A 16,231-nucleotide genomic window follows, 5' to 3' on the forward strand; every position below is an offset into this window, starting at 1 on the left:
ACCAGCGGCCCGGGACGGCGGGTGGATCAGAGCAGCCTCAGAGCAGGATCCAGGCCGTGCGGACCGGGCGCTGGGCGCCACCCGGCCAACGGAGCAGGAAGCTCACCAGCCGGGGCGCCAGCGGCCCGTCCACGTCCGTCCCTCGCGCTTCCACCAGCACCGGACCGGCGGGGGACACCCTGAGCTCCACGGTCAGGTGCGCCTGCCCGCGCACCGCGACGTCGAGCGAGTGTCCGTGCCCGGCGAACCGCAGCCGCCGTACCTCGTCGCCGCTGCTTCCCGGGCTGTCCACCAGGCTGTCGAAGACCAGGTCCAGTACGTCGAGATCCCGCTCGTGCCGCCCGAACGCGGCGTAGCCGACGGAGCGCAGCAGCTCGAGCTGCTCGCTTGCCGCCTGCTCCGGGGGGCCGGCCATGGTCCTCAGCGCTGCCCTTGGACCTTGATCACGCTGTCGCGGTCCTGGTCGTACGGCGCGCCCTGCCAGGCGGACCAGTTGACCCGGGTGCCCTGACCGTGCACGACGAAGTTCCACGGGCCGCCGTAGGTGTTGCTGTAGAAACGGTTGCTCTGGTCGAACGTGATCGCGTCCTGGATCGTCTTCTCCTTGTACGGCGACCAGGCGGGGAAGGTGCCCCAGTTGGAGAACAGCCCGTTGTAGCCGCAGCCGCTGCGCGAGGCGCAGGACTTGCCGATCTTGTCCGGGTCGAGCGAGAAGACGTTGTCGTGCACGCGCACGTTCTGGGTCTTCCACCGGCAGTCGCCGAGGTACGGCTGCTTGCTGATGGTGGTCGCGTTGCAGGTCTTCACGGTGACCGTCTTCGGGTTCACCAGCGTGCCCGAGCCGGTACTGGTGTTGGCCGGCGAGCCGGCGAACCGGTCCGCGTTCTCCCACAGGATCACGCCGGCCCAGTTGTCGGTGAACAAGTTGCCGGTGATCTCGAACGTCTCGTTGAAATCGGTCGCCACCCGCTTGTCGCTGCCGGACTCCGAGATGTACACGGCCGAGGTCGGGAAGCCGCCGTTCCCCGGTCCCTTGCCGAGCCCGTTGCGGGCGAAGGTGTTGGCGCGGATGATCGCGTTGTAGCTGGTCTCGTAGACGATGGCCTCCGAGGTGTTCTCGGCGAAGTAGTTGCCCTCGATCGCGAACCCGGCGTTGTTGGTGTCGGCCCAGATCCCGGCGCTGTTGTTGTTGTGCACCCAGTTGTTCCGGAACATCGCACCGGTCGTCTCCCAGAACTTCCCGCCGCCGGTGCAGCCACAGCCCGGCTTGAGGGTCTCCCAGTCGTCCTTGTTGTTGCCGGTGATCTCGTTGTTCTCGATCACGATGCTGGTGACCTTGTTCGGGCTGTAGGCGTTGAACCCGTACTGGCCGTTGTCCTGCAGGCAGTTGCCGCGGATGAGGTTGCGGCTGCCGACCATCACCCCGGCGCCGGCGTTCTCGCGGATCGTGTTGCCCTCGACCTTCCAGCCGGTGGCGGCGTTGTGGTTGACCACGCCCTCGTCGCTGTTCGTCTTCGGGGCGCCGAAGTTCTGGATGGTCAGGTTCTTCACGGTCACGTTCGCCACGTAGCCGGTGAAGGCGTAGCGGTTCTTCTTCTGGCCGTCGAGGATCGCGCCGGGCGCGCCCAGGTAGACGTTGCCCTCCTTCGGGATCACCTGCGCGAACGGGCCGACGCCGAGCTTGTGCGTGCCGGCGACCAGCCAGAAGGTGGTGCCGGCCGGGCTGCTCTCGGTGATCTCGTTGAGGTTCTGCGTCGTGGCGACGGTGACCGCGCCGGCCGGTGCGGTGCTCGGGCCGGACAGCGCTGCCGTGTTGCCGCAGATCTTGGCCGGCGGCGCGGTCGGGGCGGTGACGGGTTTCGCCGATCCCGTCCCGGTCGGGCCGGTCTGGGCCGCGTCCGCCGGCGCCTCACCGTCGGTGACGTAGGTGTACCCGCCCACCAGCAGGCCGGCGACCAGGACCAGGCCCGCGGTGATCAGGACGCCTCGGCGCCGGTACCACGCGGGGCCCTGACCGGTCGGCCGGGACGAATCGCGTTGTTCCATGACACTTCCTTCGGGGGGCGAGCGGCTCGCGTGGGCTAGTGGTGAGCTGACACCGACTGCCTGATGGCGAACCGGTAGATGTCGAGCAGTTGCTCGATGTTGCGATGGGGGTCGTGCTTTTCCTCGTACGTCGCCCGGGCGTGGCGGCCGTACTCCTCGTACCGTTCGGGCGACGTGTCGACGTCGAGCAGCAGCTTCCCCAGCGCGTCCGGCTGCCCCGGTTCGAAGAGTGCGCCGTCGACGCCGTCGCTGATCAGGTCGGGGAACGATCCGTGGCCGGAGGCGAGCAGCGGTACGCCGACCGCCATCGCCTCGACCACCACGAGCCCGAAGGTCTCCTCCCACTCCGACGGGAGGAGCACCGCCCGGGACCGGCCGATCAGCTCGAAGCACTGTTCCTTGCTGAGATGCCCGGCGAGCTCGACCGACGGGCGGTCCGCGGCCCAGGCCGTCACCTCGTCCAGGAGTGGACCGCCACCGGCGATGACGAGCCGGAGCGCGTCGTCACCGGCCAGCGCGCGGTACGCGTCCCAGCTCTTCATCAGCAGCGGCGCACCCTTGGGCGCGTCCAGCCGGCCGACGTAGGCCACCTGCCGCTGCCGCTCTCCGCCGACCGGTCCGTCGTACGGGACCAGGTTGTGCTTGACGAAGGTCCGTTCCGGCTCGAACCCCATCGCGCCGAGCAACTGGCGCTGCGAGTCGGAGATGAAGATGTACGCCGAGACGAGGTCGCGCCAGCTGCGCCGGTGCGTGCGTGCGGCCAGCACCGTCGGGCCGGTGGCGAGCACCGAGCCGCGGTAGCAGCGGTGGACCAGCGCGGCCGTCGGGTTCCCGCCGGCACAGTCGTGGCAGACCTCGCCCTCGCGGAAGAAGTCACCGCTGGCGCAGAGCAGCTTGTAGTTGTGCAGGGTCGCGACGACGGGGACCCCCGCGTCGCGGCACGCATACAGCACGGACGGGCTGAGCAGCGGGAAAGTGTTGTGGACGTGCACGACGTCAGGCTGGTACTCCGCCAGGGTCTGCGCCAGATCCCGTTTGCTGGTGGGATTCCAGATCACCCGGACGGGCAACGTCGCCTTCTGCCAGGCCGGCCAGCTCTCGATCTCGTCGCTGAGCCGTCCGAAGGTCTCGACCTCGTGGCCGAGGGCGGCCAGGGCGGCACCCTCCTGCTCGACCACGCGGTTCTCGCCGCTCGGTGCGGTGGATCGGTAGGTGTTGTGCACCAGCAGGATCTTCATCGCACTCCTTCGCGGGAGGTACCCGAGTACACCAGGCACGCGGCCAGCGTGAGCTCGAGCAGGTACGGCGACGCGTCGCTGAGGCCGCTCTCGGTGAAGGAGGCGACCACGCAGTAGACGACGAGGAAGAGCGCCAGGGCTCGGCGCGGACCCTGCGGCTGGAACCACGCGGCGGTCAGGAGGAACAGCAGCATCGCCACGTTGATGGCGACGCCCACCAGACCGATGTCGTAATACGTGCCCAGCCAGTTGCTGTCGATCGGCAGGCCGTTGAAGGACTTGTTGGACAGCCCGAAGCCGAACAGTGTCTCGAAGCTGGAGCGCGGCGCGGCCAGGATCGACTCCCAGACCATGCGGCGACCGGTCAGGGCCGCCAGGTCCTCCGTGTCCTGACCACGGGCGAGCCAGGTGGTCACCACAGACCCCACCGTCAGCGCTCCGACGGTGAAGAAGGCGAGGCCGATCGCGAACGACTTGCGCACCCGTGCCCGCGACATGAACAGGCTCAGCCCGCCGACCACGACGCCGGCCAGGAGAGCGACCAGCGCCGTACGTGTATGGGTCAGCAGCAGGACCGGCACGGCCAGCAGGACACTGATCAGCGCCAGGTTGCGGCGGAGCAGCCCGGACAGCCACAGCACTGTGGTCAGACCGGTCGCCACCGCCGCGTAGTGACCGACCTGGGTCGGCGGGATCGGCCAGAGGATGCCTCCGAGCCGGTCATCGGTGAGTGCCACTCCCGGTGCGACCAGCAGGCCGACCAGAACCGAGCCGAGCACGATCCACAGAAACATCAGATGCGTACGCAGCAGCAGCATGTCGCGGCGGGTCCACCACGGGGTCAGCAGCCAGAGCACCGCGACGAAGAGGAACAGCCGGACGGCGCGGAACAGGGCGCCGAAGAGGAACTCGGCTCCGATGCTGGCCAGCATCGACTCCGCGGCCAGCAGCGCCACCAGGAAGATCCAGACGCTCGGCCGGATCCGCGCCGGCCGGTTCACGCTCAGCACCAGCAGCAGTGCGGCCGGCAGGGACGCCTGGGCGATCAGTTTGCCCACCATGCCCGGGATCGGCACGAGGTGCGGCGCGCCGGGGAAGAACGTCAGCACGTTCAGGATCAGCAGACCCCACACCGCCTGGACCCGGCGGCGGCGCCGGCGTTCCGGTGAGACGACCCGCCGCCCGCCGGCGTCGCCGGCCAGCCGCGCGCCGACCGTGGCGATGGGGTTCATCGGCCGAACATCTCGATGTCTCCGGTCCTGGTCGACCCGGCCTCGGCCTCGGCGACACCGACACCCTCGTCAGTACGGTCCGCGCGCAGCACGATGGCCGTGTCGATCTGGAGTCCGGCCAGCCGGAGCATCTCCCCGGTGGCGTGGATCTTGGTCGCGGTGGTGCGGCCCGACGTCACCACGACCGCGGCGCGCGACGCCCAGGTGGCCAGGTGGTCCGCGCCCAGCGCCGGCGTCAGGGTGGCCAGGGTGAGCACCAGGTCGGCCACGTCCCAGGCCGCGTCGAGCGAGATGTTCCCGGAGTCCGTCGGACGGTTGTTGTCGCCCAGGCGCAGGTAGCACCCCTCGACCGGACCGACGTCGGGGTCCGGCAGATAGACGTCGAGGCGCGTGCCCGGTTCGCTGAACCGCGACTCATGGGCGCCGGTGGTCTTCACCCCGAGGGTCGCCGCGAGGTGTCCCGTCCCGGTCAGGTCCGCCACCAGGACGTGCTTGCCTTCCCGGGCCACGGACAGCGCCAGCGAGGCGACCGCCAGCGCACAGGCCGGCACGTCGTCGACGCTGACCACGGCAAGCGCCGGAGTCGGCACCTTGCCCCAGTAGATGCGCTGGTCGAGGTGCTGCACCATGAGCCGGATCTCGGGATGCTGCTGCTGGGACTCGCGCAGATAGGCCGGGAAGGGCCACCAGCGCAGCCGCGGCGGTCGTCCGGTGCTGAGCCGGATCCGGGCCCCGAGCGACTTGGCGATGTCCTGGCGCTTCCACAGCTTGTCGGACAGCAGCGCCCGGACCACCACGAAACCGATCCCGATGAAGAGCCCCGCCATCAGCCCCGAGACGGCGCTGATGAGCAGCGTCCGCTTGGCCGAGACCGGCACCGGAGCGGCCTCGTCGAGCAGCCGGCTGCTGTTCATCCGGGAGGCCGCGACCTCCTGGTCGATGATCTGCTGCTGGATGTACGTCAGCCGGTCCCTGGCGATGTTGAGCTTGGACATCTCCGCGCTGTTGGGGTCCTTCGGATCGCTCAGATTCTCGCCGGCAGCCCGGGCGGCGGCTTCGGCCTCGGTGACCAAGGTGGTCGCCACGACCTGGTCACGGCGCAGCGGGACCTCCTGCTGCGCGACCTGCTCCTTGCGGAAGGTCAGGTAGGTCTGCGCGATCACCGTTGCGATCCTGGTGGCCTCGTCAGTGGTCTCGGCGCCGACCTTGATCTCGAGGACCCGGTCGGTGAGCGCGGTCGCGGTGTACTGCTTGAGCAGGTCGTCCGGGGTCTCGGGCAGCTTGAGCCGGTCGATCACCCGCAGCGCGACGGTGTGCGTGGTCACCAGACTCACATCCGTGGCCATCGCGCGGGCCGGGTCGTCGCCGTCGCGGTGGGTCAGCAGGATCCGGGCCGACGACACGCTGGCCGCCGGCAGCAGTGTCGGCATCGCGAGTCCCAGCGCCAGCCCGACGGCCGCGAGCACGAGCGGGACCCGCAGGTGCCGGCGGATCGCGTCCCGCAGGAACCGAAAGGTGACCAGGCTGTCCGGCGGGAAGGCGCTCGACCGCTCATCGGCGAACAGGTCGTCGTCATCGTCCCAGACTTGGTCGGCGCGGTAGGGCTGCTCGGAGTACGGCTGGTTGCTCATCTGTTCGTCCTCCGCGCCGTACCGGTCAGGAGGGTGGGCAGCCGCGAACCGGAGCGGCGGGACGATTGCGAGACCCGGCCGATCGTGCGGTCGGACGGATCGGGATCGGTGACCACCAGTCCGTCGATGTTCCGGTCGTCGGCGGCGGCCGCGACGGCGAGCCGGGCCAGTTCCTCGGCGGTGACCGATCCGGCGGACAGCGCGACGATCGTGCTGGTGGTGCGGGCGGCGCCGGTCAGGTGCGGCGCGTCCCGGTCGACCACGACCAGATGGATGCCGAGGGCCACCTTGCCGGCGGGTTCGTGGTGGGTGTCGACCACGATCGAGGTGGAGATGCCGATCGAGTTCGCGAAGGCCGCGAGCTGCGCGCCGAGCGCCACCGACTTGTCGTCCTCGGCGAACGAGATGACGCTCAGCGAGACCGGCGCGCCGCCCTTCACGTCCAGACCGAGGTGGTGCAGCGTCTTGCGCAGGCTCCAGGCGTCGACCGCCGTCGGTGAGTAGTGCTCGAGCAGGTACGCCCAGTCCGAGATGTCCTCGGCCCGGTAGGAGGAGACCGACGCGAGCACGGGCAACCCGACCGCGTCCGAGATCTCGTCCCGCAGTCGCAGCCGGCGATCGCCGCGCACCCTGGCCAGCACGCCGATCGAGCCGGCGACGGCCCCCAGCAATGCCCCCAGCAGGCCGAAGATCCCCAGATGGACCGCCATGTTGCCGCCTCTTGCGGTCGTTGCTTCCTCCAGCACGCGAGCCCCCGTCTTCTTCCCCAGGTCGCCGGGGAGCTTCTGGTCCGTGGTGACGAAGACCAGATAGACCTCGGCGACGGCGTTGGCCAACCGCATCGCCTGTGCTGCCGAGGTTCCCCGTGCGTCGATCTTGATGACGTCCTGTGTGACTGCGGCGACCTTCACCCGGTCGCGGACCACCTCGGTGGCCAGCGGCGGGGCGAGGTTCTGGCCGGCGCTCTTGAGCACCGGCTCGCTGTCGGCGATGAACACCTGCGTCTCGATGGCCTGCGTGCCGGCCGCCTTCTCCGCGTCGGTCGCGGGCGGCGGTGGCAGTACCACCAGAGACGTGGCGGTGTGCAGCGGTGGCTCCACCAGGGCGTAGACGATCCCTCCCAGCAGACCCACCGCGGCTACCAGTGCGACCCAGCGGCGGTGCCGCCGGATCGCTCGCCAGGACTTCTTGACGTCCAGCTCCTGTGTGCTCACAGGCCCCTCCAGTCGAACGCCGTCGGTTGGTTCCTGTAATAGAGGGCGCTGAACGGAGGCTGATACAGGAAAAGGCCGGTCAGTGACGGAATCGGAACTTGCTGACCAGCGGAGTCCCCGCTTCGGCCCGTCCGGAACCGACCAGGGTGGTGCTCGCCACCTTGTGCCCGAAGCGCGGCGAGTACCAGCCGAGGATCGGCTCGGTCTCCCCGCGGTGCGTGCTCCAGACCAGTCCCGCCGGCAGCTCCACGGTCGCAGTACCGGTCGGCCACTGGAGTTGAGCGACGGAGCCGTCCAGCTCGACGCTCACCTCCGGACCGAGGTGCCAGGCCAGCCGTACGGGCGCTGCCGCATCGACCCGGTCCTCGACCCGCAGTACTCCGTTGTCCAGTCTGACCGCTCGCTGATGCGTGACTGGCGGCTCGGAGGCCTGGTACCCGTCGTGCTCGGCGCTCCAGGTGGAGGCGTCGCAGTCGGCGGAGTAGTTCTGGGCCCGACCGGTCGCGCCGCGGAGCCAGAGGAACGCCCCGCCCTGCACCGATTGCTCGGCACCGGCAACCTCGAGGGTGTTGTGGCCGATCGTCGAGCGGAAGTAGTTCCGCCAGTCCTCTTCGCCGTGGTAGCAGTACGTCCCGGGGTCGGCCAGGATGTCCACCCCGCCGACCCGGACCTCGAGCGAGAGCGCATCGGAGTGGGCGTGCGCCGCGATGGACAGGAAGCCGTGCGGCCCGGCGTCACCGCGGCACCAGATCTCCGGGCCGTCGTCGCGGCTGTGCAGGATCGTGAGGCCCGCGTCCGGGAAATGCTCCGGCCGCTCGTCCGGCCGATCAACCTGAGAACGCTTCTTGACCAGGGATCCAGCCAGTACTGCGGCCGTCGTGGCAGGCGTCTGTGGCCACCAGGAGGCACGCCCCACCAGGGCAGCACCCAGGGAGAGGAAGGCCGACCAGTTGGTCAGATCGGGTGGGTCGAGCACCAGCACCTGGCCCTCGTCGTCGTCACCCTGGCGCGGTGGGCGCAGGCTCTCGTCGACGATCGCCGCGGCCACGTCGACCGTGCGCGTCAGCAGGGACCAGGTCCGGGCCGACAGCGGATGACCTGATGCGTCAGCCTCGACGGCGGCGTACAGGCCGAGCTCGGAGACGAAGCGGTGATAGTCGGTGGCCAGCTCACGATTGACCCCGGACGGGAACGTGTTCGCCTCCAACTCGCGCTCCAGCAGCGTCGCCGCGTCCCGCCGCCACCGGCTGCTCTCGGCGTACCAGGGGAACGCGCAGGCGGCCACGAGTTGGCCCGCCGCCTCGGCGATCACGTGGTTGTTCGCCGACGACCCGCGGCTGCGGAAGGCGGCCAGATAGCGCTGGTGCCAGTGGATCTGCCGGACCGCGAGCTCATTGTGCTCGAACAGGTCCCCGACCTCGGGCCAGTCCTCCAGCAACCGCCGGATCCAGGTCCAGCTGATCAGCCGCGTGCCGACCTCGATCCCGCTGGTCCAGTGGATCCCGGACAGGAACGGGTTCGTCCGCCACCAGTCGTTCAGCTGCTCCGCCACCCGGTCGGCGTAGGCGTCGTCGTGGGTCAGGCACCAGGCCGCGGCGAGCTGCGTCAGGTGGTGGTGCCGGGACAACTCCCAGACCTGCTTGACGTTCCCGACGAGTTCCTCGGAGCGGTGGTTCAGGCGGAACGCGTACTCCGCGGGGTCCGACCGCCGCCTGGTGACCGGGTCACGGAACCAGTCCGGCGACCGCAGATCGGTGCGGTCGACGCCGAGCACCTCCAGTTCGCCGGCCATGATCGCGTCCGCCGTGGAGATCACCGCCTTGGCGGCCTCCTCCGGTACGGCGGTCACCGTGGCGGGCGGCAGCGTCGAGGCGAAGGGCCGCTCGTACCGCCCGGGCGGGTGCCCGTTGACATCCTCGCCGGGTCGCACCTGCTGATACGCCCAGGTTGTCCGGCGGGCGTGGTCCCGGGTGCGCCAGACCAGCTCGGTGGGCGACATCCGCCGCAGGCGGCGGAGGTACCAACCCACTGACTGGCGGCTCACACGGACTCCGGACGGCCGCTGGCCAGGCTCCGATCCACGGCGATGGTGGCGCGAGTGGTGGCGATCAGCGAGTCGAACGAGATCGGCATCGGCCCACCCGAGCGCACCGCGGCCACGAAGCGCTCGAGCTCGTGCCGCTGGCCCTTGTCCGTGCCACCGCGAGCCTTGCGGGTCGCCGGCCGCCGGCCGGTCCACAGCGACGCCTTCTGGAAGTTGTCGAACCGGGCGTTCCGGCCGCTGCCGGTGATGTCGATCGTCTCCTTCGGGAACCGCGCGTTGCCGCCACTGAGGTAGCTGATCGTGCCGGTCGAGCCGTTCTCGAACCGCAGGTTCACCGTCACGTCGCCGGCGTCCGGGCCGGGCATCGCGTAGACCTCGGTCGGCAGGCTGTCGAGCCACCACGACACCGTGTCGATGAAGTGGCCGCCCTCGCCGGCGAACCGGGTGCCCTCGCGATCCTGGTCGAGGTACCAGCTGCTGGAGTCCAGCCGGCCGGCGTTCACCAGGTAGCGCAGCGACGAGCCGCCGCCGGGATCGCCGTACCGCGACCGCAGGTCGGTGAGCAGCGGGGCGAACCGGCGGTTGAAGCCGACCATCAGCCGGTCGTTGCCGGTGGCATCGACGACGGCGACGATCCGGTCCACCTCGGCCGCGGTCAGCGCCAGCGGCTTCTCGACGAAGACCGCCTTGCCCTGTTCGAGCGCGCGGCAGGTCAGGTCGGCGTGGCTGCTGTGCCGGGTGACCACGAACACCGCGTCGAGCGAGTCGTCGCCCAGTACCGCGTTCGCGTCGGTCGAGATGTTCTCGAAGCCGAACCGGCGCTGGGCATTGGCCGCCGACAGCGACTTGTTGGTGGCGACGTGGGCCAGGGCGGCGTCCTCGTTCTTCGCCAGGTGTGGCAGCAGCATCGACGACGCGTAGTTGCCCGCGCCGACGAACCCGAGCCGGACCTTGCCCGTAGTACCGGTGGTCGTCCGTTCCGGCCTCACCGGCTGCTGGGCAGGTTGCGGTGTGGCCTGGGGGAGCGGCCCGGAGTCCGGGTACTCGAAGAGGAAGCCGACGCCGGGCAGGGCACCTGTGCTGAGCTGCTGGTAGACCTCGGTCGCGTCCGCGATCGGGAAGATCCGCGCCACCAGCGACGACACGTCGATCTGCTCGCGGGCGATCAGGTCGATGAAGCACTCCAGGTTCCGGCGCTCGGTCCACCGGACGTACCCGGCCGGGTAGTCGATGCCCTCGAGCTCGTACCGGTCGTCGTACCGGCCGGGTCCGTACGACCGGGAGAACCGGACGTCCAGTTCCTTGTCGTAGTAGGCATTCCACGGCAGGTCGAGCTTGGTCTTGCCGATGTCGACGATGCGGGCCCGGTCGCGTGCCAGCCGTGCAGCCGTCTCGACCGGTCCGTTGGAGTGGCCGCCGGCGGCCAGCAGGACGTGGTCGGCGCCGAGGCCGTTGCTCGCGCCGAGCAGGGCCCGTTCCAGTGTTGCGATCCCCGCCTCGTCCGCGGACGAGCAGGCGATCGCGCCGGCCTTCTCCGCCATCCGGCAGCGGTCGTCGACCGTGTCGATGCCGAACACCCGCACTCCCGCCGCGACCAGCAGCCGCACCACGAGCTGGCCGACCAGACCGAGCCCGATCACCACCGCCGTGTCGCCGAGCTGGACCTCCGACTGCCGGACGCCGTGCATCGCGATCGCGCCGACCGTCGAGAAGGCGGCCTGCTCGGCCGGCACCCCGTCGGGCACCGGCACGCACAGGTTGACCGGGATCCAGTTGTACTCCGCGTGCAGGGCGAACTCGTTGCCTGCGGCAGCCACCAGCTGGCCGACGCTGAACTCCTCGGCGCCCTTGCCGACCTCGACGACCACCCCGCACAGCGAGTAACCCAGCGGCGTGTACGAGTCGAGCTTGTTCATCACCTTCTTGTAGGTGTTGACCGCGCCCTGCTGGACGACGGAGTCCAGCACCTTCTTCACCTGGTCCGGACGGGCCCGCGCCTTGCCGACCATCGACAACCGGGCCTCGCCGACCTTCATCAGCTCGGTACCGGTGGAGATCAGCGAGTACAGGGACCGGACCAGCACGCCACCGGGCGCGCAGGAGGGCGGTGGCACGTCGAGAACCGCGAGCTCACCGGACTTGTAGTTCTGCGCTACCTGCTTCATGGTCGTCTCTCGCTCGGGTAAGAGGGTCATGTGCTGACAGTCTTTTTCGTAGCTATCGCACGTCTCTTCATGTGCTGACGCCTTGCTCCTTCAGATGCCGGCACCAGGTCTCCAGCGTGAGCAGCTGCCAGATCTGCTTGGAGTAGTCCTGCCGGCCGGCTCGTTCGTCCTCGACGAGGCGGGCGACGGCCTGCCGCTGGAGGAAGCCGCTGCCGACCAGTTCGCCGTTCAGCAGCACGTCGTCGACGAGCTCGCGCAGGTCGTTGCGGACCCAGGCGCGCAGCGGCGCGCTGAACGACGCCTTCGGCCGGTAGATGATCTCCTTCGGCAACCAGGCCTCGGCCGCACGCTTCAGCGCGACCTTGCCCTGCCGCCCCTGGATCTTGTCCTTGCCCGGGATCGAGAACGCCGCGCGGAACACCTCCGGGTCCACGAACGGGGTCCGCACCTCGGTGGACGCCGCCATGCTGGACCGGTCGGTGTACGCCAGGTTCAGGCCGGGCAGGAACATCCGCGAGTCCGCCAGGCACATCCGGCTCACGTGGTCGTCGAGCGTGGTGTCGTGGTACAGGTCGCTGTGCTCGGCGAGCAGCTTGCCGACGTACGGCTCGAGGTCCGGGTTCAGCAGCCCGGCCAGCTCGTCGGCGTCGTACATCGTGTAGCTGCGCCGGAACGCGGCCTCCTCGGGCAGGTCCGCGAAGGTGAGGAACCGCTTCGCCCAGCGCGCGTACCGCAGCCCGCGGCCGTTCGCCGTGACGGGCAGCCGCCGGACCGCGGGACCGATCATGCCGTTGCGTACTACGCCGGGCAGTTGCTGGTAGCGGGCGCCCATCACACAGGCGAGGTGCTTGCGGTAGCCGCCGAAGAGCTCGTCGGCGCCCATCCCGGACAACAGCACCTTGACCCCGGCGTCGCGGGCCGCGTCGCACATCAGCAGTGTGTTGATCGCGGCCGGGTCGCCGATCGGCTCGTCCAGGATGTCGACGATCCGGGGGAGCAGCTCGACCACGTCCGGCGCGATCTCGATCTCGTGCAGGTCGACCCCGAACTGCGCCGCCACCTTGCGGGCGTAGATCGCGTCGTCGGGCATCGCCTCGAGCTTCTGGTCCTCCGCCCGGAAGGTGATCGTGTAGGCGTCGATGTTCGGATCGCTGCGCTTCGCCAGTACGGTGACCAGGCTCGAGTCGAGCCCACCACTGAGGAAGGTCGACACCGGTACGTCGGCAACCAGGTGCGCGGCGACCGACTCCTCGATCACCTGCCGCAGGTCGGCCGGCGGCCCGGCGGCTGCCTCGGCCGCGACGTCCGCCACCCGCCAGTACGTCTCGTGCCGGCTGGTGCCGTCGGGGCGGAACTCGGCCCACGAACCGGCCGGGAGCTTCTCCACGCCCTCGATCGCACAGCGCTGCTCGGGCAGCCAGTAGTAGAGCATCGACGCGATCAGCGCGCCGGGATCGGTCCGCAGCTCAGGGCCGACCGCCGAGACGATGGCCTTCAGCTCGGACGCGAAGATGACTCCGCCGTGCCGGCGGAGGAAGTACAGCGGCTTGATGCCGAGCGGGTCGCGGGCGAGGTACAGGCTGCCGCTCTGCTCGTCCAGCATCGCGAACGCGTACATGCCCCGGAACCGGGGCAGCGCCGCCGGACCCCAGCGACGCCAGGCCTCCAGCACCACCTCGGTGTCCGAGCTGGTGACGAAGGTGGAGCCGGACGCGGCCAGCTCGGCCCGCAGTTCCTTGTAGTTGTAGAGCTCGCCGTTGTAGCTGATCGTCAGGCCCTGCTTCGACAACGGCTGGTCGGCCGCGCCGGACAGGTCGATGATCGAGAGCCGGCGATGCGCGAGGTAGGCGTTGATGCGGCCGTCCTCGACCCGGTGGACCCCGGTCGCGTCCGGGCCGCGGTGCGCGATCCGCTCGCTCATCGTCTCGGTCAGGACGAGCCCGTCGTGCTGCTGGTAGCAGCCGGCGATTCCGCACACGTCAGGACCCCGTAACCCGGGCGGCCCCGCCCACGCTGTCGCCGACCCCGGTGTTGTTCCGACCGGTGAGCCGGTCGTAGACCTCCAGGTAGGCCTTCTGCTGGTGCTCCCAGGCGAGCACCTGCTCGACCCGTTCGCGCCCGAACTTGGCCATCCGGCGGCGGCGGACCTCGTCGTCCAGCAGTTCGACGATCGCGTGGCCGTACTTCTCCACGTCGTTCGGCTCGACGTACACGGCGGCGTCGTCGGCCGAGACCCGGGTCTCGACCAGGTCGAAGGCGACCACCGGGAGCTCGTAGGCCATGTACTCCATCGTCTTGTTCATCGTGGAGACGTCGTTCAGCGGATTCTTCGGGTCCGGCGACAGCCCCAGGTCGGCGGTGGACATCACCCGCTGGACGGTCTCGTCCGGCACCCGGCCGGTGAACTCGACGTGGTCGGCCAGGCCGAGCTCGTCGCGCAGCGCCACCACCTCGTCGAAGGAGTCACCGCTGCCCATCAGGGTGAACGCCACGTCCGTGCGGCCGAGCCTGTTGACCACCTCGTGCGCGGCCCGGACGACGATGTCGACGCCGTCCTGCGGGCCCATCACGCCGATGTAGGAGACCAGGTACCGGTGGCCGCGCCGGCAGGACTCGTCGGCCTGGCCCCGCCGCAACTTGTCGGGGTCCGGGCCGGTCCGGACGACGGTGACGTCGTCGGTCGCCTTGCCACTGCGGGTGATCGCGATCTTGCGGTACGAGTCGTTCGTGGAGATGACGTGGTCCGCCTTGCGGTGCGTCATCCGCTCCAGGAACCGCAGGCCCTTGTACGGCAGGCCCGCCGCGTCCGGGAAGCGCGACTGGTAGAGCTCGGGGCAGAGGTCGTGGTGGTCGAAGACGAACCTGGTGTCGTCGATCCGGCGCAGCAGCATCGCGATCGGCCAGAAGATGTCCGGCGGGTTGCACGCCTGCATCACCTGGAACTTCCCCGCCCGGCGGGCCCGCAGTACGAGCCGGAGCGTCTGGACGAAGGAGTACACGTACTCCGCGATGTAGCCGAACTTGCTGCCACCCGGCGAGTAACCGCGGTACTGGTGCGCGACGACGCCGTCGATCACCTGGTACGCCGGGTCGCCCGGCCCCTTCGGGCAGACCACCGTCACGTCGTACCCGGCGCCGACCAGCGCCTGGCACTCCAGCCACACGCGCCGGTCGAACGGGATGTGCAGGTTCTGGATGATGATCAGTACGCGTGGCGTCTTCACCAGCCGACTCCCTCGTACCCGGCCAGCGCCTCGACCTGCGCGCCGAGCCGGCCGCTGAGGTCGATGGTCCGGGCCGGCGGGTGGCTGAGCAGCGCCTCGACCGCCTCGGCGTCCGTGGTGGACACCAGGGCCAGGTCGGCGCCGCGCAGTGCCTCGACCGGGTCGCCGGTCAGCACCCGTTGAAGGTGCGGCAGCTTCGACTCGACGTGCCGCTTGTTCGCGCCGACCAGCCGGCTCGGGTTCACGATCGAGTCGTAGATCCGCAGGTTGTAGCCCTTGCCGATCAGCCGCTCGGCGAGCTCCACGCTCGGGCTCTCGCGCAGGTCGTCGGTCGCGGTCTTGAAGCTCAGCCCGAGCAGCGCGACCTCGCGCCCGGGGCTGGTCAGCACGCGGTCGACGACGTCGCGGACGATCAGCTCGTTGGTGGCCAGCGTGCCGGCCAGCAGCGGGAGATCGGTGTCGTTCGTCCGGGCCAGGTGCAGGACCGAACGGAGGTCCTTGGGCAGGCACGAACCGCCGAACGCGAAGCCCGGCCGCAGGTAGTACGGCGAGATGTTCAGGCTGGTGTCCTGGCAGAAGATCTCCATCACCTGGCGCGAGTCCACGCCGTAGAAGCGGAAGATCCGGCCCATCTCGTTGGCGAACGACACCTTCGTCGCGTGGAACGCGTTGCAGGCGTACTTGAGCGCTTCGGCGGTGCGCACGTCGACCACCTGGACCGGTGTGGGCAGGAAGCCGAACAGCTCGGTCAGCGCGTCGCCGACCCGGGCGTCGGCGGTGCCGACCACGACGAACGGCGGCGCGAAGAAGTCCGCCAGGCCGGAGCCTTCGCGGAGGAACTCGGGGCACATGGCGGTGCCAAAGGTGAAGCCGCCTGTCGACAGCTCGCCGGCCAGGGCGGGGCCGACGACGTCGTCGACGGTGCCCGGCGGCACGGTGCTGCGGATGACGATGCTGTGGAAGCCGGAGTCCGGCGGGGCGACGTCCTTCGCGGCCGCGGCGATGTCCTGGACCGCCCGGCGGATGTAGGTGAGATCGGTGCTGCCGCTGGCGGTCGACGGCGTCCCCACGCAGATCAGGGACACGTCCGCCCCTTCCAGGGCCAGGTGTGGATCCGTGGTCGCGTGCAACCTGCCCGCGGCGACCCCGTTCGCCATCAGCTCGTCGAGACCGGGCTCGACGACGGGGCTGCGACCTTCGGTGATCGGATCGACCTTCGCGGTGTCGACGTCCACTCCCCAGACGTCGTGGCCGTTGGCGGCGAGGCAGGCGGCGGTCACCGACCCCACGTAGCCCAAGCCGAATACGGCAACCTTCATAACGCCCCCAATGTGTGCGGTCCAGGCAGTGCTGAAGAGAGCAACGGCACACCGGGCCTGATACAGAAACTTTTCGATGTATCAGACGCCCCTGTCGCGGATCTCTTCTAGTCGGAAG

Annotated in this window: 11 protein-coding genes; all 11 read right to left on the reverse strand. The window is 69.7% G+C overall.

All coding sequences use genetic code 11. The features are described 5' to 3' along the window. Positions 1 to 37 precede the first annotated feature (37 nt). On the reverse strand, positions 38 to 415 hold the full coding sequence (locus EV648_RS23645) for a hypothetical protein (RefSeq protein ID WP_132187814.1): 378 nt from the start codon (positions 413 to 415) through the stop codon (positions 38 to 40). A 5-nt stretch (positions 416 to 420) separates the two neighbouring features. Further along, positions 421 to 2,046, reverse strand: a complete 1,626-nt coding sequence (locus EV648_RS23650) for a right-handed parallel beta-helix repeat-containing protein (RefSeq protein ID WP_132295776.1) — start codon at positions 2,044 to 2,046, stop codon at positions 421 to 423. A 35-nt stretch (positions 2,047 to 2,081) separates the two neighbouring features. Next, positions 2,082 to 3,284 carry a glycosyltransferase gene (locus EV648_RS23655; RefSeq protein WP_132295779.1) on the reverse strand — a complete coding sequence of 401 codons (1,203 nt, stop codon included), beginning with the start codon at positions 3,282 to 3,284 and terminating at the stop codon, positions 2,082 to 2,084. Beyond that, positions 3,281 to 4,516: a hypothetical protein gene (locus tag EV648_RS23660; protein WP_199234778.1), complete on the reverse strand. Its 1,236-nt coding sequence runs from the start codon at positions 4,514 to 4,516 to the stop codon at positions 3,281 to 3,283. The genes EV648_RS23655 and EV648_RS23660 overlap by 4 nt, the downstream gene beginning before the upstream one ends. Continuing rightward, entirely contained in the window at positions 4,513 to 6,147 is a 1,635-nt protein-coding gene (locus tag EV648_RS23665; RefSeq protein ID WP_132295782.1) for a hypothetical protein, read from the reverse strand. The genes EV648_RS23660 and EV648_RS23665 overlap by 4 nt, the downstream gene beginning before the upstream one ends. Continuing rightward, the gene (locus EV648_RS23670; protein WP_132295785.1) at positions 6,144 to 7,361 is read right to left on the reverse strand and encodes a Wzz/FepE/Etk N-terminal domain-containing protein; all 1,218 of its coding nucleotides are present in this window, start codon (positions 7,359 to 7,361) and stop codon (positions 6,144 to 6,146) included. Before EV648_RS23670 ends, EV648_RS23665 begins: the two co-directional genes overlap by 4 nt. A 79-nt stretch (positions 7,362 to 7,440) precedes the next feature. Next, on the reverse strand, positions 7,441 to 9,360 hold the full coding sequence (locus EV648_RS23675) for an alginate lyase family protein (protein WP_132295788.1): 1,920 nt from the start codon (positions 9,358 to 9,360) through the stop codon (positions 7,441 to 7,443). Between the two features lie 41 nt (positions 9,361 to 9,401). Continuing rightward, a complete protein-coding gene (locus EV648_RS23680; RefSeq protein WP_241995539.1) occupies positions 9,402 to 11,600 on the reverse strand; it encodes a bi-domain-containing oxidoreductase in 2,199 nt (732 codons plus the stop codon). 37 nt (positions 11,601 to 11,637) lie between these two features. Continuing rightward, complete coding sequence (asnB, locus tag EV648_RS23685) at positions 11,638 to 13,548, reverse strand: asparagine synthase (glutamine-hydrolyzing) (protein WP_132295791.1); 1,911 nt, start codon at positions 13,546 to 13,548, stop codon at positions 11,638 to 11,640. A 1-nt stretch (position 13,549) separates the two neighbouring features. Then, positions 13,550 to 14,794, reverse strand: coding sequence for a glycosyltransferase family 4 protein (locus EV648_RS23690; RefSeq protein ID WP_158294054.1), 1,245 nt, complete (start codon positions 14,792 to 14,794; stop codon positions 13,550 to 13,552). Continuing rightward, complete coding sequence (locus tag EV648_RS23695; RefSeq protein ID WP_132187822.1) at positions 14,791 to 16,113, reverse strand: nucleotide sugar dehydrogenase; 1,323 nt, start codon at positions 16,111 to 16,113, stop codon at positions 14,791 to 14,793. The genes EV648_RS23690 and EV648_RS23695 overlap by 4 nt, the downstream gene beginning before the upstream one ends. Positions 16,114 to 16,231 lie beyond the last annotated feature (118 nt).

The sequence above is a fragment of the Kribbella sp. VKM Ac-2568 genome (assembly GCF_004345365.1).
In the GTDB taxonomy this organism is placed as follows: domain Bacteria; phylum Actinomycetota; class Actinomycetes; order Propionibacteriales; family Kribbellaceae; genus Kribbella; species Kribbella orskensis.